Genomic DNA, 17,052 nt, shown 5'->3' on the forward strand with positions numbered 1-17,052 from the left:
AAGCGAGCGTTCTGCAGCTCCGGCCGAACGGCATCCGATCAGCACCGTTGCGACGCACGATCGCTCTTCTTAGACGGTGTCGAGCACGTCCCGCCTGCGAGCACGACGGGTGCCGGCTCTCGGGACTCGCCCCTGAATGTCGCCGCTCTGCATAGAGTCGGACCATGGAGACGCACGTACAGGATCCGGGCAAGCTGTTCCATCTGCCGCAGACGCTCGTCATCCCCCTCTTCCAGCGCCCGTACGTGTGGACCGAGGAGCGGCAGTGGACACCGCTGGAGGAGGACGTCGAGCGCCTCGTCGACCTGAGAATGACTCAGGCTCCCTCGGCAACTCACTTCCTGGGTGCCGTAGTGATGCAAAGGCACCTCCGAGCGATGGGTTTCGTCAGCGAGTACGCCCTTATCGACGGGCAGCAGCGCTTGACGACTCTCCAGCTTTTGCTGAACGCGTGCAGCGCCGCGATGCGCGACCTGGGGCACGCCGCGCCCGCGAACAACCTCCGCAAGCTGACGCTCCACGACGAGGGCCTCGGCATCGAGGGCGTGGACCGGCTCAAGGTGCGCCACACCAACAGCGATGGGACGCCCTTCCAAGAGGTCATGGTCGCCAGCTCCCCGACCGAGATCGGCACCTCCGATTCGCCGCACCTGATCACGTCGGCCTACCTGTTCTTCTACGGCAGAGCCTCCGCGTGGCTGGCGGAGGGCACCCCGGAGGACTCCATTCAGCGCTCCTGGGCACTCGCCACCTCTCTCATGCAGGGCTTGGAGATCGTCGTCATCAGCCTCGACGCGACGGAGGACTCCCAGTCCATCTTCGAGACCCTCAACGCGCGGGGCACGCCCCTCACGCAGGCCGACCTCGCCAAGAACCTGGTCTTCCAGAGGCTCGAGGCGGAAGGTTCCGACATCGGCCGAGCCTATGAGCAGAACTGGAGCCTGTTCGACGAGACCTTCTGGACCTCGGAGGTCCGCCTCGGCCGGTTCACCATCCCGCACGTCTCCCTGTTCCTCAACCACTGGCTCGTCGCCCGCACCGGCGAGGAGGTGCGCACCCCGGCGACCTTCGCCCGATTCAAGCACTGGCTGACGTACGAGAACACGGGAACGGTCCTCGACATCGTCCAGGACCTTCACGATCGCGCGGTCGAATATCAGCAGTGGATCCGCGCGGCGCAGGCGAAAGAGCGGCCCGTCAGTACGGTCGAACTCTTCTTCTACCGCACCCTTGCGGCCGATATGCGCACGGTCGCCCCTTTCGCTCTGTGGCTGTTCGATCCGGCCAACAACGTTCCCCCTCGCGAGGCCGAAGCAGCGCTCACCTGGTTCGAGAGCTGGGTGATCCGACGCGCCATCCTCGGGCTCCCCTCCGCAGACGTCTCCCGCACCGTCGCGCACCTGATCACGGAGCTCAAGCGTTCGGCCCCGGACGCCGTCGCGCTGACAGTGAGAGACCATCTGCAGCGTCTGGACAGTCCCGCCACCTATTGGCCGTCCGACGATGAGCTGCGCAGGGAGCTGCACGAGGTGCCGATCTACCGCAAGCTGTCCCGTTCGCGACTCCGGATGGTCCTCGAGGCGATCGAGGACGATGCCCGGGGCTACACCTCGGGCCAGGGCGCGTGGAGCGGAAGCCGCGTCCCCCGGGACACGATGAACATCGAGCACATCCTTCCGCGACGGTGGCGGCAGAACTGGCCAGTCGCCACGGAGCAGGAGGAGATCGAGCGCGACGCACGCATCCACCGGCTCGGGAACCTCACGCTGCTGACCACACCGCTGAACTCGTCCCTCTCGAACCGGGCGTGGTCCGGAGCCGGCGGGAAGCGCGAGGTCCTCACCCGGCACGACGTGCTCCTGGTCAACCGCCCGCTGCGCGACGCCGATGGCTGGGACGAGGAGAGCATCGACCGAAGGACCGGCGCGAGCATCGACGCCCTGATCCGTACCTGGCCGGCTCCCGACGGGCACTCCATCGTGCCCGAGGCACGCAAGGGCCAGAGCGATGCGGCCTGGATCGACTTCCGTCGCATCGTCGCCGCCGGCCTCGTCGCCCCGGGCACGCGGTTGCGCCCGAGGGGCGACCGGGACGTGGTCGCCGTGGTCCTGGCCGACGGCCGGATCGAGGTCGACGGCGTCCCCTTCGACTCGCCATCGGGTTCCGCCGCACATGTGCGTGGCGGCTCCGCGAACGGCTGGACCTTCTGGCAGCTGCCCGACGGCCGGCGGCTCAACGCACTGAAGAACGAGTACCGGAAACTGGTGGATGAGCAGAGGGATCGGACCAGGCGGGGCTCGGGAACGGAAGACTGAGCGAGGCTGCCTCCTCGTCCTACTCGACTTCGTCAGCTCCGGCTTCCCCGCCCCGCGTCTTCCTGGTGAACAACGCGTCAACGCGTCCCTTCACCGAGCCGACGGCTCGTTCCGCTCTTGCGCCGGCCTCCTTCGCCGCCGCGCGGGCACGGCCACCCGCGTTCTCCTCGGCTCGCGGTGAGGGCAGGCGGTCTCTCAGAGAACCCGCCGCCGTGGAGATCCTGACCTGCAAGGAAGCTCCGGCTTTCTCGGCCTCTGTTTCGTCGACGGCGTGGAGTCGTGCCAAGTACTCTTCGGCATCGACGCCTGGCGGCGGCAGCTGCCGCAGGTGCTTGATGAGCCGTCGAGATTGCAGGCGCAGCGTGGTGTAGGTGAGACCTCCGGAGATGACCCCTCCGGCGACGGGCACCACTTTCGAGGTGGCCTTCGCGAAGCTGTCTTTCGTGAGCTTCACCCCGATGACTCGCAGCACGTTCTTCATCGGGACGTACCAACTGGTCTTCGTGAGGGCGACCCCGGCGATCTGCTTCTGCACGGCGGGGCGGGCCACGCTCGAGGCGAAGTTGGTGACCGTGGCCGACGCACCACCGACTCCCATCATCACGCCGAGGAAGGCCGCCAGCTTGCCCAAGGTCTCGTCGTCGACGGCGTCGACGTCGGTGAGAAGGTCCTTCCACCCGTACACGTACGCGACCTTCTGCATGATGCGGAAGGCGTGGACGTAGAACTGCGTGACGTCACCGGGGATGGTGCCGATCATCGCGAACCCTCCGGGTATCCCCGCCGCGAACGACATCGCCGTGGATTTCCGGGTCTCGAACTCCACGACGGAAGCGGCGATGCGGTCGAGCTCCTCCAGGGGGATCCCGGCAGCAGCGGGACTCTCCGCGAGCGCCCGCTCGATGGCCGTCGTTCCGAGGCCCCGACGATGGAGTTCGGCTGTCAGGAAGTGCTCGCGGTCGATCCGGACGCCCCTCAGGCGGATGACCTTGCCGAGGAACTCGAGCGCGAACTTCTCTGCCTCCATCCGCTGCGACTCGGGGAGTTCCTCGTCCTCATCCGAGAACTGGTCTTCCGGGAGCGCCACGTCGTTCGTCCCTGACTGCAGCATGTCGTCCTCTGGCATGGCCTTCCCCTCTTCGCCCCTGTGCCCGCCATGTGTTGCCGGGCCTGCGGGCAGGATAGGCGCTTCCGCCGACGCACATCTCCGTCGGCCACCGATGCCACGCCTTCGTCTCGACCCCGCGAGATCCCTGCTTTCCCGCGGTCGACTGCCAGAGGTTCTGATGCCTCGAGTTCATGGACCTTCCCGGCAGTTTCGGTCCAGCCGCAGAGCGCACGAGTCCAGCCTCAGGTCGCGAGGTGCCGCCCCGCCGTGGCCGCTTGCAGTCAACCCGGCGTCGTGGTGGCTGACTGGGCCGCACCCACAAGATGGCGCAGGGCGTGCCCGAGCAGAGCCACGACGTCCGGCCCGGTGGCGCGCAGCGTGTCGATGCGCGCACTCGTCTCGAATCTCGTGTCGCCGTCCCGGTAGAACCCTGGGTTGAAGGTCTTCCCGTCCCCTGCGGTGACGCGGCTCGCCCGCGAGACAATCAGCGGTGGTCAGTGTTCGGGAAGAAGCGCGTCAAGAACGGCAATCGCCCGGGTCCGCCCGTAGAAGACGACCTCGTGGAACGGGACTTCGTTGCCGATGACGTCAACAAGCTGTGGCTGACCGATATCACCGAGCACTGGACCGGTGAGGGCGAGCTTTGCGTATCAGTTCCCGCTCGACACCGCGATGTACTGCTCCAACTTTTTCCGCTTCGTCATGTAGGAACCGTACGGCAGGCCTCAGACGGACGTGGATGCCGTGCCGCGGACTCTGCGCGGAGGACGCCGCCGTGCCCTCGTGACTCGCCGACTCGCCGGCGCCACCGCCCACGATGTCGCTCCCCTTCGGTATCGTCCGGTTTCATGACGATCCTCGCCGACGCGCTCGGGTTCCTGACGGTCGACGACTTGTTCGGAACCCGGGCCCAGCCCCTGCGAATTCCGGACTTCCAGCGCCCGTATTCGTGGACGTCCAGCAACGCCGCCGACCTCGTCAACGACCTCATGCATGCGCACCGAGAGCTTCCAGAGGGCCACTCCCCCGATGAGCACTCCGAGCATCCCTACATCATGGGCACCGTAATCCTCCTTCGGCGCGACGGCTACGGGCACGACGACGTGGTCGATGGTCAGCAGCGGCTGATCACCCTCCACCTGCTGCGCACCCTGCTTCGCGGCGGCGAGATCCCGGTGCTGCGCAGCGGGGAGACTGCGCTGCACGGGGTGTACCGGGAGCTCGAGCGGCTCACTCAACAGTTCGAGGACCAGCTGAAGCGCGACTGCTTCCGCGACTTCGTCGAGCACGGCGCCACGGTGCTGCGGATCGTCACGGACGACGAGGATGAGGCGTTCCAGTTCTTCGACTCGCAGAACTTCCGCGGCAAGGCGCTGCGACCGCACGACCTACTGAAGGCCTACCACCTTCGCGAGATGTCCGGTTCGAGCGCCGCCGAGCAGCGCGCTGTCGTCGAGCAATGGGAGGCCGCCGACGAGAACGAGCTCGACCAGCTCTTCAGCACTTACCTGGCTCGCATCCACTGGTGGAGTCGGAATCTCTCCGCTCATGCCTTCACGGCGGAGGACATCGGCCTGTTCAAGGGAGTCAGCCGCTCCACCCGCCGGCTTCCCGGCGCCGAGTACCACCGTGCGGCGAAGGCGATCCTCCCGGGCCTTCAGCAGTGGTCGCATCTCGACGCCGCACCCGATCAGGCCCGCGATCTGAAGCGAGCCCGGCACCAGCTTGACACGCCCGTCGCCGCCGGGCGCCCGTTCTTCGACTTTGCGGCGTTCATGCTCGAGGAGTCCCGGCGGCTCTCCACCCTTCTCTACCGGCGAGACTTGCCCAGCGCCGAGCAGGATCCCACCCTCGAGAACCTCCGCGACGGGCGCCGCTACCGGTTCTCGCGCGAGCTGTTCCTCGCCGCGGCGCTGTATTACACGAACAAGTACGGGGAGCAGAACTTTCCGCTCGTCCGCCAGCAGCTCTTCCGCTGGGCCTACACTCCGCGTCTCAGCTACGACCGGCTCACCTGGCGGTCCACCGACAATTACGCCCTCGGCAGGGCGCCCGACCTCGACGGTCTCGTCCACGTGAACCTCTTCGCCGCGATGCGCGATGCGCTGGATCCCTCAGGCCTGCGGCTCACGGACCTCGAGGTCCCGCTGTCCACCAGGAACGACCACGAGGACGACGTCACGCTCCGTCGCCTGCTGAACGAGGGGATCTGACATGTCCACGACCGCCGCGGCCGACGCCGCGATCGCCGTGACCATCGGCGAGCTCTTCAGCTCGAGCTCCGTGAAGTACCAGATCCCCCTGTACCAGCGAAACTACACCTGGGGCGAGGAGCAGATCGACCGGCTGATCGACGACGTCCTCGACGAGGCCGAGCGCCCGGTCTGGAAGGACTACTTCCTCGGGAACCTCGTCGTCGCACCGCCGGTGCACGTGGACGACCCCTTCGACGTCATCGACGGTCAGCAGCGCCTGACCACCCTGTACATCCTGCTGATGAAGCTGAGCGAGCACCAGCATCCGATCGGCGAGCTGCATCCGCTGACCTACGAGTCCCGGGAGAAGTCGACACTCGCACTCCGCGGGATTCTCGCCCCGCAGCACGAGAACGAGGACCGCGAACATGAGGACGCGGGCATCCTCCGCGCGCGGCGACGGATCGAGCTGCGGCTCCACGACAACGAGCTGACGCGTCGGCTCGAGGAGTCCGACTTCGTGGACTACCTGCTCACCCGGGTGAAGCTGATCCGCATGCCCGTTCGCTCCAGGGACCTCAACCGGTACTTCGAGGTCATGAACACGCGCGGACTACAACTCAGCCCCGTCGACATCGTCAAAGCTCGACTGCTGCGCTGCCTCACCGGCGACGCCGACAGGGCGCTGCTGAACAAGGTGTGGACCGCCTGCTCCGACATGGACCACTACGTCTCTATGACCGTCACCCCGGACAGCACCGAGTGGCGCCGCCAGGTGTTCGGACCGGACTGGGACGACGCACCGACCGCCGACTTCTCCACGCTGCGAACGCAGCTGATAGACCGTTCCCCAGGCGCCGACAAGACCGTCGGGACCGCATCGGCCCTCGTCACGGGCTCTCTTGCCTTCGAGGACGCGATCACCACCTACGCCCAGGCGCCGGAGGCACGGATCGAGACGGGCTCCGACGACAGCGAAAGGTTCAGCTCGCAGATCTCCTTCGCCACGCTGCTGCTCCATGTGCTGGCCGTCCAACGTCCCGATACAGGCACCGTCACGAGCGATCGGGATCTCGACGACAAGCTGCTGATCCGTCGATTCACCGACGAACTGGGAGGCAAGGACGCCGGCGCCCAGGAGGCGTGGGTCCGCTCGTTCACGACCGACCTCCTGCGCACCCGCTTCCTGTTCGACCGGTGCGTCCTCAAACGCGATGCGACGCTGACCAGCGCCCACGAGTCCTCGAGCGACGAGGAGCCCGGAAGCTGGTCGCTGTCGCGCGTCGTGCAGGGTACGTCCAATGGCAAGACCTCACCTCGTTACCAGCCGGCGTTCGCCTCCGATGAGTTCGGTGCCGGCCCCCGCAGCGTGCACCGCAGACTCCTGCTGCTGCAGTCAGCTCTGCGGATCACCTACACGTCCCCACGATCGATGCACTGGATGACCGAGGTGCTGCGATACGCCACCGAATGTGCGGCTCGCGGCGCCCGCGTCGACGGGGCGGGCTTGCTCGAGCACCTCGAGGCGTTCACCCGTGAGCGGGTCGCGCAGGCGCTCTTCCCCGTGTCGGCACCGGATGAGGTCGCAGCGGACGGCACGCCGCTCGGGTTCGGGGTGCCACGCATCGTCTTCACCTACCTCGACTACCTGCTCGTGGAGACGATGAACAGCTGGGACTTCACGTTCAGCTACCGGACGTCGATCGAGCACTTCTCCCCGCGCACGGAGGACTCCGAACACGTCTCGAGCGCCTACCACGTAGAGGACCGCGAGCTCCTCGAGACGCTCGGGAACCTCGCGCTGGTGACGGTGAGCGCGAACTCGAAGTTCTCCAACTACCAACCGCAGGAGAAGGCGAACAACGCCGCCGCACGTCGCCAGAGTCTGAAGCTCGAGCTCATGGCGCGGCGCGCCAAGGCCGGCGGGTGGAGTGATCAGGACATCCGCGCCCACCATGAGGAGATGGTGGGGGTGCTGCGGCGGAACCTCGACAAATCCCACCACGCGCGAACTATGGCGTGACCAGATGATGATCTTCTTCAGGCTCAGCCCAGTCGCGTTCTGCATGAATATCGCGACGTAGAACTCCGGTGCCAGGGCGTTTTTGCGTGCCGGCTGGGGGTTCGCGATCGGGACCTGAGTACGTGGTGCCCATCCGTTCGACGAATCACGGCCGAAGGCTACTGTGCTCTGCGTCACAGGGCACTCTCCGTTGCGTCAACCGTTTGACGCTCCTAGCGTCCGTCATCAATCGATTGACGACACGCCAGGAAGGGGCTCGCCATGGTCCGGATGCGGGACATCGCCGCGGAGCTCGGCATCTCGGTCTCCACGGTCTCGCTGGCCGTGAACCACAAGGACCAGGGACGGGTGAACCCGCCGCTGGCCGAGAGGATCCGGGAGACCGCGGACAGGATGGGCTACCGGCCGAACCTCCACGCGCTGGGGCTGAAGCTCAACAAGAGCCACGCGATCGCCCTGATCTGCCGCACCACGCCGGATGATCCGTTCCTCTCGGCGATGACGGGCGGGGCGCAGGCCGCGGCGACCGAGGCCGGGTACATCCTCATCACGATCCCCGTCTCGGCGGCCCCGGGCGCGGAGGACGAGGCGATCGAGACCGCGCTGCAGCGGGATGTGGACGGCATCATCTTCGCGGCCGACTACTACCGCCGCCGGTCCATCCCCGAGGTGCCGGACACGACGCCGTTCGTCTTCCTGGACTGCATCAGCACCGGATCGAATCCCGTGGTCACCGAGGTGATCGCCGATGAGGTCCAGGGCTCCTACGAGGCGACGGCCCATCTGCTGCGGGCCGGGCACACCCATGTCGGGTACATCGGTGTGAAAGATGACCGCTACCTCGCCCGGCATCTGCGCGAGCGCGGCTTCCGCGAGGCGGTGCGCGAGCACCTGGGTGCCGGGGCGAGCCCGCTGATCGTCGACGCCGCGGATCCGTCGATCACCGCCGGGGAGGCCGCGGCACGCGAGCTGCTCGCCCGCGATGCTGCGCGTCGGCCCACGGCCTTGTTCTGCTTTTCGGACCGCACCGCCTTCGGCGTCGCCCAGGCGGCCCGGGCCCACGGCCTGGGACTCCCCGAGGACCTGAGCATCGTCGGCTTCGACAACGTCGAGTACACCTCCGAGTTCTTCAGCCCGCGGCTGTCCACCGTCGAGCTGCCCCACCAGCAGATGAGCGCCGAGGCCGTGCACCAGCTGGTCCATCGCATCGAGAACCCCCGCGAGGGCCCGCAGCGCATCAAGGTGCCCTGCCCGCTCATCCTCCGCGACTCCGTCGTCCCTCAGATCTGATCCACCCACCACCACCCCGTGAAAGGCAGAACGATGACGTTCACCCGTCGCCAGACCCTCGGCGCCCTCGGCACCGCCGCCGCAGTCCCCGCCCTGTCCACAGGCCTCGCCGCCTGCGGCTCCGCCGGCGAGCAGGAGGACGGCACCTCACTGACGATCCTCCAGTACGAGGACCCCACCACCGCGCAGGGCCAGGGCTGGAAGCGGGCGCTCGAGCTGTTCCAGGAGAAGCACCCCGAGGTCACCGTCGACTTCCAGCAGACCAGCTTCGACGCCGTCCGCCAGAACGCCAAGATCACCCTGTCCGGCAAGGACGTCCCCGACGTCATCGAGTTCAACAAGGGCAATGCGGACGGCGGGCAGCTCGCCGCCCAGGGCCTGCTCACCGACCTCACCGAGCAGGTCAGCTCCCGGGGATGGGACGCGAAGGTCACCGAGTCCATGCGCTCCTTCTGCCAGTACGAGGACGGCATGGCAGGCTCCGGGCCCTGGTACGGGATCCCGAACATCGGCGAGTACGTCACCTTCTTCTACAACCAGGACCTCTTCGACCAGCACGGGGTCTCCCCCGACATCACGGACCTCGACGGCCTCGAGGCGGCGATGGACACCTTCTTCGCCGCCGGCATCACGCCCATCGCGAGCTCCGCCGCGACCAGCCAGGGCTTCAACCAGATGTGGATCTGGTACTCACTGGTGTGCGCGATCGCCACCCGCGACCAGATCGACGACTTCATGTTCGTGAAGGCCCCGGTCGACTTCTCCGCGGCCCCATGGGCGGAGGCCACCGAACGCTTCCAGGCCTGGATCGAGCGCGGCTACGTCGGCACCGGCATCTCCGGCCTGAACTTCGAGCAGGCCACCGTGAACTTCCTCAGCGGGAAGGCCGCCATGGTCATGTGGAACCACGGCGTGTTCCACCGCGCGGCCTCCGAGGCCGATTTCGCCTGGGGCTGGATGACGATGCCCGGCGCGAACCTCGTCATGGGCTCCTCCGGCCACCTCTGGGGCGTCCCCGAGGGCGCGCGGAACAAGGAGCTGGCCTACGAGTGGATCGACATCACGCTCTCCGAGGAGGTGCAGAACCTCATCGGCGGGTTGGGTGGCCTTCCCATCGCGGGAGATCCCTCAGCGATCACCGAGGAGCGCACTCGCGAGTACACGGAGGGCTTCGTCGAACTCATGGACGCCAACACGCTCTCCTACTACCCGGACTACCCGGTGATCGGGTTCCTCGATTTCATCCAGGAGCACATGCAGGCCATGTCCAACGGCAACGAGACCGCGCAGGAGTACCTCGAGGCGCTGCAGTCCTTCTACGACGAGGGCACGCAGAAGTGACCACCCTGCACGCACGGAGGAGGAGTCCCCGATGACCGCCCTGACGAGCTCTCCGGCCCGAGCGGAGATCGAGGCCCGTCGCCCTCCGGCCCGCCGCGAGAGCTACTGGCCCTACCTGCTGCCGATGGCGATCGGATTCGCCGTCATCGTGCTGATCCCGCTCGGCGCGAACGTGGTGATCAGCCTGTTCTCCTGGCGCGGCGGCGCCGCGGAGATGGAATGGGTGGGCCTGGGGAACTACGTCGATCTGCTGCAGGATGCGGACTTCTGGAAGTCCTTCCGCAACTCGCTGCTCATGATCGTCGCGATCGTGGTGGTCCCGACCCTGCTGGGCCTGGTCATCGCGGCGCTCCTGTTCAACCTCGTCGCCCCGCGCTACGGCAGCCGGATCGCCAGCATCCTGCGCGGCAGCTTCTACCTCCCGCAGATCCTGCCGATCGCGGTGGCCGGCTTCATCTGGAGCTGGGTGATGAACACCGACGCGGGAGCGGTGAACTCCGCCCTGAGGACGCTCGGCATCACGAATCCACCGGACTGGCTGGGCGATCCCCGGATCGCGATCCTCACCGTCATGCTCATGATGATGTGGCTCCAGCTGGGGTACCCGCTGGTCATCTTCATGGCAGCGCTGGGGCGCGTGGACCCCTCGCTGTACGAGGCGGCCGATCTGGACGGCGCGTCCTTCCTCCAGCAGCTGCGGCGCATCACCATCCCCGAGATCCGCCCGGAGATCTTCATCGTCTCCCTCACCGCGACCGTGGCGGCGCTGAAGGTGTTCGCCCCGATCCTCATCCTCACCGGCGGCGGACCGGAGGGATCGACCGTCGTCCCGTCCTACTACGCCTACCGGAACTTCTTCGAGCTCTCGCAGGTCGGCTACGGCAGCGCGATCGCCACCGTGATGGCGGGCGTGATCCTCGTGGTCGCCCTGGTGATGCTGTGGTTCCAGAGGAGGACCGAGAATGTCTGACACCCTCGCCCCCGCCGCGTCGCCGGCGCGCGCCTCCACGCCGCGCCGCCGTGGCCCGCACATCCGCTACCGGCCGCTGTCCCTGCTGGTCCTGGCGGCCACGGTCGCCGGCGCCATCCTCGTGCTCGCCCCGTTCCTGCTCGTGCTGCTGAACGCCTTCAAGAGCCAGGCCGACTACTCCACCCACGGTCCCCTGGCATTCCCGGAGCGCCTGGACCTCGCAGCGGTGCAGGGCTACCTGGAGATCGTCGACTTCCCGCGGGCCCTCACCAACTCCGTCGTCATCTCCGTGCTCGTCGCGGTGCTCGGCGTCCTCGTCTCGGTGCTGGCCGCCTACGCGATCGGCATCGGCCGCATCCGGATGCGCACGGGCGTGCTCGCCGTGCTCCTGCTGGCCACGATGATCCCGCAGGAGGCCCTCATCTACCCGCTGTTCTCCATCGCCCAGGCGACCGGGACGCTGAACACCATCTGGTCGGTGACCGTCATCTTCGTGGTGCTGCAGGGGGCCTTCGGCACCTACCTCCTGTCCGGGGTGCTGGGCACCTTCCCGAAGGAGCTGCTGGAGGCCGCGCGCATGGACGGGGCCGGCCGATGGCGGATCCTCTGGGCCGTGGTCGTCCCCGTGATCCGGCCGACGCTCTCCGTCCTCATGGTCTTCTTCTTCATCTGGACGTGGAACGAGTTCTACATCCCCGTCGTGCTGCTGAACGACCAGAGCGCGCAGACGATCCCCATCGCCCTGGCCACCCTGCGCGGCCAGCACTCCGTGGACATGACGGTCGTCAACGCCGGCTCGTTCCTGTCCCTCCTGCCCACCATCCTCTTCTTCCTCATCTTCCAGAGGACCCTGAGCAACGGCGTCACCGCCGGAGCCGTGAAGTAACCCCAAGGAGCACCGTTGTTCGACATGTTCACGCCGACCCGCATGCAGCGCGGCGTCACCACCCGCACCTTCAACGCCGAGAACCCGCAGGGACGCAAGGGAGCCGCGGCCCAGGCGGCCTCCCGTCTGGGCGTCGGCCGGAAGGGGTCGCCCGCCCTTGACCTGCACCCCGGCCAGGAGCTCGTCCTCGCCGACGTCGACGGGCCCGGGATGATCCGCCACATCTGGATCACCTGCAACGCGATCACCCCGGCCGATCCGTTCGTGTACCGCAACCTGGTGCTGAAGATGTACTGGGACGATGCCGAGGAGCCGTCCGTCGTCGCGCCGCTGGGCGACTTCTTCTGCTGCGGAGGCGCCGTCTCCAGCCGCGTCGAGTCGCTGCCGATCGTCGTCGCCCCGAACTCCGGGTTCAACGCCTTCGTCGCCATGCCGTTCCGCACCCGTGCCCGCATCGTCGTGGCCAGCGAGCACCCGGACACGGTGAAGGGCTTCTTCTACCAGGTGGACGCCACCACCGGGGACGAGCTGGGCGAGGACATCGGCTACTTCCATGCGCAGTGGCGGCGCTCGAACGGCGACCTGGGCCGCGGCACCGACCATGTCGTGCTGGACACCGTGCGCGGGCGCGGGGTGTACCTGGGGACGTTCTTCTCCGTGACGTCCCTGGAGCGCTACTGGTGGGGAGAGGGCGAGATCAAGTTCTACGTCGACGGCGACGACGAGTGGCCCTCGCTCACCAGCACCGGCCTCGAGGACTACGTGGGCGGGTCGTGGGCGTTCCAGGACGGTCTGCAGAAGGACCCCGAGCCCGTCCCGCACACGTACTCCAGCCACTCCTTCGGGTTCACCCGCGTCGCCACCAAGGAGACCACCCGGTTCTCGAACTACGAGCGCGCCATGCCGCCGCAGTTCGACATGTACCGCTGGCACATGCTGGATCCGATCCATTTCGCCGAGGACCTGCGCGTCACCCAGCAGATGATCGGCGACTGGGACAACGGGCTCTTCGAGCGCAACGACGACCTGGCCAGCGTGGCGTACTGGTACCTCGACCGGCCCATCGGGGTGGACGGGGAGATCGGCACGCGGGAGGAGCGGCGGCCGCGCTGACCCGGACGAGCCGACGCGCACCAGCGCCCGGCCCGCCGCGGCGCCGCCCTAGGATAGGCACGGTGAAGAAGCCCGGCCGGACCCATCTGATGGAGAGCCAGCGCAATCGCACGTCGGCGGCGATCCTGCGCGCGATCCTGCGCGAGGGCCCCCTGGGCAGGAAGCGGCTCGCCGCCGCGACGGGGGCGAGCTCCACGACGGTCACGAGGATCGTCGCGGACCTGGTGGAGCGGGGCGCGCTCCTCGAGGTCAGCGGCCACCGCATGCCGGAACGGACCGGCCGCCCGGAGATCCCGCTGGATCTCCCCGGTGGGGAACGCCTGGTCGTGGGGGCGCACCTGCACCCTCAGCGCACCGCGATCGGCGCCTACACGCTGCGCGGCGAGTGCGTGCGCGAGGCGGCCCTGCCGGCCGCTGGAACATCGACCGAAGAACGTTCGGCCGAGGCCGCGTCGCTGGCGCGCGAGTTCCTGGGCGAGCTCGGCGGTAGCACGGTGCTGGGGATCGGCATCGCCACCCCCTGGGCCGAGCAGCACCGGTCCTTCCCTGCTCCGCGCCCGTGGGACGTCGGGCATGCGCAGCTGGAGACGGCGGTCCGCGCGGCGACCGGACTGCCCGTCCGGGTGGACTCGAACGTCCGCGCGCTCGCGGTGGAGCACTACTGGTGGAGCGCCCTGCACGGCGACGTGCTGACGGTGCTGGTGGGCCGCTCCGTGGGCCTCGCCCACATGCGCGAGGAGGAGCTGGTCTGGAGCGAGCGCGGCACCGGCGGCATGGTCTCCCACCTCGTCGTCCCGGGGTCCAGCGCCCCCTGCGAATGCGGGCAGTCCGGGTGCATCGCCGCGACCTGCACCGACGATGCCCTGCTGGCGAGGGCGATCGCCGCCGGCGCGCTCCCTGCGGGGGCCGCACAGCAGGATCTCTACCCCGTGCCCGAGGAGGATGGTGAGGCGCTGCGGGCCCTGCGCATCGAGCGCGCCGAGCAGCTGGGCCGTGTGCTTCCCGCGATCATCACCCTCGTCGATCCGGAGCGGACGATCCTGCGCGGCGCCATCGGGGCCACGGACGAGGTCGAACTGTGCCTGACCATCGTGCGGGATCGCTACCGCTCGCTGGTGGGGCGCGAGGTCGAGGTGGAGCACCGGCAGGACTCGCTGCCGGGCGGCTGGGCGCGGGCCTCCGCGGCCCTCGCCCTGCACAGCTACCTCGGCGCGCCCCTCGAGCTCGAGGAGGGCCTCCGCTCCCCCGCAGCTCCCGAGGCCGCTCAGGCCCCCATCCCCGGAACCCGGTGAGGGACGCCCCGCCCCTGCCGGTGACGGCCGAGGCGGGACGGATCATGCGGGCGGCGGCACCGGCCCGTCCAGCAGCGGGTCCCCCGTGGCCTCGAGCGCCGCGAAGAGCTCCCGGTGCAGCGCCTGGCGGACCTCGACGTGCCCGCCGTCCTCAGCCAGGTTCACCGTCTCGTCGGGATCCTCGTGCAGGTCGTAGAGCTCGACGGCCGGGCGGGGGCGCAGATGATCGTCCCCCATACCGCGCCGCGTCGGTGAGGACTCCAGGTCCGGCGGCAGGGCCAGCAGCGGGCGCTGCTCGAAGTTCACGATGTACTTGTACCGGTCGGTGCGCACCGCCCGGATCGGGTCGTAGTCGGCGTGGTAGGTCTTCTCCAGCAGCAGGCTGCGCCGCGGCCGGCCGGACTCGCCCCGCAGAAGCGGTGCGAAGCTCTCGCCGTGGACGTCGTCCGGGATGGGCCGCCCCAGGAGGTCCAGGACGGTGGGCAGCAGGTCGATGTGGCTCACGAGGTCCTCGACCATCCCGGGAGGCCTCGGGGCGAGGCTCGGGGGGACGCGCATGAGCAGGGCGACGTTCACCCCGGGGTCGTACAGGGTGCTCTTGGCCCCCGGGAACGGCGCCCCGTGGTCAGTGGTGAAGATGACCAGGGTGCGCTCGAGCAGGCCCGTCCGCCGCAGCGCGGACAGGATCCGCCCGAACGCCCGATCGGCCACCGCAATGGCGCTCGCGAAGGACCCGAGGTCCTCGCGGGTGAACGGATTGTCCGGAAGGTACGCCGGCACGTCGAGGCCTTCGGCGTCCTGCGGCGGGTACCGCTCGGCGGGCCAGTCCCGGTGCACCTCGGTCATCCCGCAGGTGAGCAGGAAGGGCTGCTCGTCATCCGCATGGCTCATCAGCCAGCGCTCGGCGCGCTCGGCGACCTCCTCCGCGCGACTCGGGGTGAAGCAGTCCGTCTCCTGGAACCCCGTCCGGGCGTCGTCGCGGGACTCGTGCTGGAGGCCGATGAGCGCCGTCCGGAACCCCGCCTCGGCCAGGTGCATCGGCAGGGTGCGTTCACCGGGGTGGTACTCCCATCCCCGGTGAGTCAGCCCCTGCAGCCCGTTGGCGTGGGGGTATCGGCCCGTCCAGAGGGCGCCGCGCGCCGGGCTGCAGAGCGGGCTGGTGCTGAAGCATCGGCCGAAGACGACGGACTCCTCGCCGAAGGCTCCGAGGTGAGGACTGGGCACCTGGTGCCCGTAGCTCGACAGCCACGTGCCGAGGTCGTGGCAGTGGACGATGAGGATGTTCGGCACCGCGGCCGGCGGGCGGCTCATGCGAGCTCCGCCGTGAGCTCGTCGAGGAAGCCCTGCGCAGCGGCCGCGGGATCGGTGCGTCCGAAGAGCAGGTCCTCGGCGTATCGGCCGAGGATCTGCGGGTAGCTGGCGGCGCCCACCGGCGGGGGCTCCGGGGCGTCGGCGAGATCCGGGGCGCAGGCCTCGGTGTAGGCGACCATCCGGGCGGCGGCGTCGGGGAGCTCCGCCGCGATCGCCTCGCGGATCTCCGCGTTCGGCGGTACCCCGCGATCGGCCAGGAGGATCTTCCCGGCCGCCGGGTCGTTGAGCAGGAAGCCGATCAGAGCCGTCGCATCGGCCGGGGCGTCGGACTGCGCGGCGGCGCAGTAGAACATGCTGGGTCGGTACCACATCCCGAGCCCCTGTGGATCGCCGCTCTGCGTGGGGATCCTCAGCAGCTGCAGCTCGGCGTCAAGAGGCTTCTCGAACTCGACCGCGAGGTTGACCGGCAGGATCTGCATGGCCGCCTTGCCCTTCCCCATCAGCGTCTCGCCGGGTTCCGCGGTGGCGTTCTCGAGGGATTCCGAGGGCGGCGGGACCGTGCCGTTCTGCGTCATCGCGGCCCACAGGGCGAACCATTCCTCGGCCTGGTCCGCTCCGGCGGCCACGGTCTCGCCGTCGAAGAGGTGGGTGCCCAGCTGGGCCATGGCGTAGCCGAAGGTGATCTGGTCGGCCGCCTGGTAGGTCGTGCCGTACGAGCCCTCGGCCGATTTCTGCGAGAGCTCCCGCGCCACCTCGTGGTACTGCTGCCAGGTCCACGTGGTGTCGTCGGGGATCTCCACGCCGACCTCTTCGAAGAAGGCCGGGTTCAGCGCCACGGCCTGCAGCCCGATCCCGGCCGACGCGCCGAAGACCTTCCCGTCGACCTGCCCGCTCAGGTTCGCGCCCGGGTCCCAGGCCGCGTCGGTGAACCCGTGCTCGGCGAGGTCGGCGAGCGCGCCGCGGTCCGCATACTCGCGCAGGGTCCACTCGTTCAGCTGGAACGCGTGGGGCGCCCCGCCGCCGGCGACCTGGGTCGCGATCTTGTCGAAGTAGCCGTCGAAGCCGCCCCACTCGCCCTGGACCGGGATCTCCGGGTGCGCGGCGGTGAAGGCCTCCAGGGCGCGTTCGGTCACCTCGGCGCGATCGTCGTTCCCCCACCAGGAGAACCTGAGGCCGCGGGATCCATCGCTCCCCGAGCTGCCGCCGGA

Annotated in this window: 12 protein-coding genes; 9 read left to right on the forward strand and 3 right to left on the reverse strand. The window is 68.6% G+C overall.

Annotation, left to right across the window (positions count from 1 at the left end; translation table 11 throughout):
• Window positions 1-164: 164 nt before the first annotated feature.
• Window positions 165-2,315, forward strand: coding sequence for a GmrSD restriction endonuclease domain-containing protein (locus BF93_RS09275; RefSeq protein WP_051486781.1), 2,151 nt, complete (start codon window positions 165-167; stop codon window positions 2,313-2,315).
• A gap of 19 nt (window positions 2,316-2,334) precedes the next feature.
• Here BF93_RS09275 and BF93_RS09280 read toward each other — a convergent pair whose 3' ends face one another.
• A complete protein-coding gene (locus BF93_RS09280) occupies window positions 2,335-3,441 on the reverse strand; it encodes a hypothetical protein (protein ID WP_051486782.1) in 1,107 nt (368 codons plus the stop codon).
• 830 nt (window positions 3,442-4,271) lie between these two features.
• Between BF93_RS09280 and BF93_RS09285 the strand changes: the two genes are divergently transcribed.
• From BF93_RS09285 to BF93_RS18985, 8 genes are all read left to right on the forward strand, one after another.
• On the forward strand, window positions 4,272-5,636 hold the full coding sequence (locus BF93_RS09285; RefSeq protein ID WP_051486783.1) for a DUF262 domain-containing protein: 1,365 nt from the start codon (window positions 4,272-4,274) through the stop codon (window positions 5,634-5,636).
• Between the two features lies 1 nt (window position 5,637).
• Entirely contained in the window at window positions 5,638-7,641 is a 2,004-nt protein-coding gene (locus tag BF93_RS09290; protein ID WP_051486784.1) for a DUF262 domain-containing protein, read from the forward strand.
• A gap of 261 nt (window positions 7,642-7,902) precedes the next feature.
• On the forward strand, window positions 7,903-8,931 hold the full coding sequence (locus BF93_RS09295) for a LacI family DNA-binding transcriptional regulator (RefSeq protein ID WP_038372197.1): 1,029 nt from the start codon (window positions 7,903-7,905) through the stop codon (window positions 8,929-8,931).
• Window positions 8,932-8,964: 33 nt separating this feature from the next.
• Window positions 8,965-10,272, forward strand: coding sequence for an ABC transporter substrate-binding protein (locus tag BF93_RS09300; protein WP_038372199.1), 1,308 nt, complete (start codon window positions 8,965-8,967; stop codon window positions 10,270-10,272).
• 31 nt (window positions 10,273-10,303) lie between these two features.
• A complete protein-coding gene (locus tag BF93_RS09305) occupies window positions 10,304-11,242 on the forward strand; it encodes a carbohydrate ABC transporter permease (RefSeq protein WP_232226300.1) in 939 nt (312 codons plus the stop codon).
• Window positions 11,235-12,128, forward strand: a complete 894-nt coding sequence (locus BF93_RS09310) for a carbohydrate ABC transporter permease (protein WP_038372200.1) — start codon at window positions 11,235-11,237, stop codon at window positions 12,126-12,128. Before BF93_RS09305 ends, BF93_RS09310 begins: the two co-directional genes overlap by 8 nt.
• Before the next feature lie 24 nt (window positions 12,129-12,152).
• Window positions 12,153-13,241: a glycoside hydrolase family 172 protein gene (locus BF93_RS09315; RefSeq protein WP_038372267.1), complete on the forward strand. Its 1,089-nt coding sequence runs from the start codon at window positions 12,153-12,155 to the stop codon at window positions 13,239-13,241.
• Between the two features lie 62 nt (window positions 13,242-13,303).
• On the forward strand, window positions 13,304-14,533 hold the full coding sequence (locus BF93_RS18985) for an ROK family transcriptional regulator (protein ID WP_051486785.1): 1,230 nt from the start codon (window positions 13,304-13,306) through the stop codon (window positions 14,531-14,533).
• Between the two features lie 42 nt (window positions 14,534-14,575).
• Here BF93_RS18985 and BF93_RS09320 read toward each other — a convergent pair whose 3' ends face one another.
• Entirely contained in the window at window positions 14,576-15,844 is a 1,269-nt protein-coding gene (locus BF93_RS09320) for a sulfatase family protein (protein ID WP_051486786.1), read from the reverse strand.
• Entirely contained in the window at window positions 15,841-16,977 is a 1,137-nt protein-coding gene (locus BF93_RS09325; RefSeq protein WP_038372201.1) for an ABC transporter substrate-binding protein, read from the reverse strand. The genes BF93_RS09320 and BF93_RS09325 overlap by 4 nt, the downstream gene beginning before the upstream one ends.
• Window positions 16,978-17,052 lie beyond the last annotated feature (75 nt).

It is taken from the genome of Brachybacterium phenoliresistens (genome assembly GCF_000576425.1).
Lineage (GTDB): Bacteria > Actinomycetota > Actinomycetes > Actinomycetales > Dermabacteraceae > Brachybacterium > Brachybacterium phenoliresistens.

Excerpts from the sequence above, each read along its gene's own strand:
- BF93_RS09275 (WP_051486781.1), top strand. The coding sequence starts at position 165 with ATGGAGACGCACGTACAGGATCCGGGCAAGCTGTTCCATCTGCCGCAG.
- BF93_RS09280 (WP_051486782.1), bottom strand. The coding sequence starts at position 3,441 with ATGCCAGAGGACGACATGCTGCAGTCAGGGACGAACGACGTGGCGCTC.
- BF93_RS09285 (WP_051486783.1), top strand. The coding sequence starts at position 4,272 with ATGACGATCCTCGCCGACGCGCTCGGGTTCCTGACGGTCGACGACTTG.
- BF93_RS09290 (WP_051486784.1), top strand. The coding sequence starts at position 5,638 with ATGTCCACGACCGCCGCGGCCGACGCCGCGATCGCCGTGACCATCGGC.
- BF93_RS09295 (WP_038372197.1), top strand. The coding sequence starts at position 7,903 with ATGGTCCGGATGCGGGACATCGCCGCGGAGCTCGGCATCTCGGTCTCC.
- BF93_RS09300 (WP_038372199.1), top strand. The coding sequence starts at position 8,965 with ATGACGTTCACCCGTCGCCAGACCCTCGGCGCCCTCGGCACCGCCGCC.
- BF93_RS09305 (WP_232226300.1), top strand. The coding sequence starts at position 10,304 with ATGACCGCCCTGACGAGCTCTCCGGCCCGAGCGGAGATCGAGGCCCGT.
- BF93_RS09310 (WP_038372200.1), top strand. The coding sequence starts at position 11,235 with ATGTCTGACACCCTCGCCCCCGCCGCGTCGCCGGCGCGCGCCTCCACG.
- BF93_RS09315 (WP_038372267.1), top strand. The coding sequence starts at position 12,153 with ATGTTCACGCCGACCCGCATGCAGCGCGGCGTCACCACCCGCACCTTC.
- BF93_RS09320 (WP_051486786.1), bottom strand. The coding sequence starts at position 15,844 with ATGAGCCGCCCGCCGGCCGCGGTGCCGAACATCCTCATCGTCCACTGC.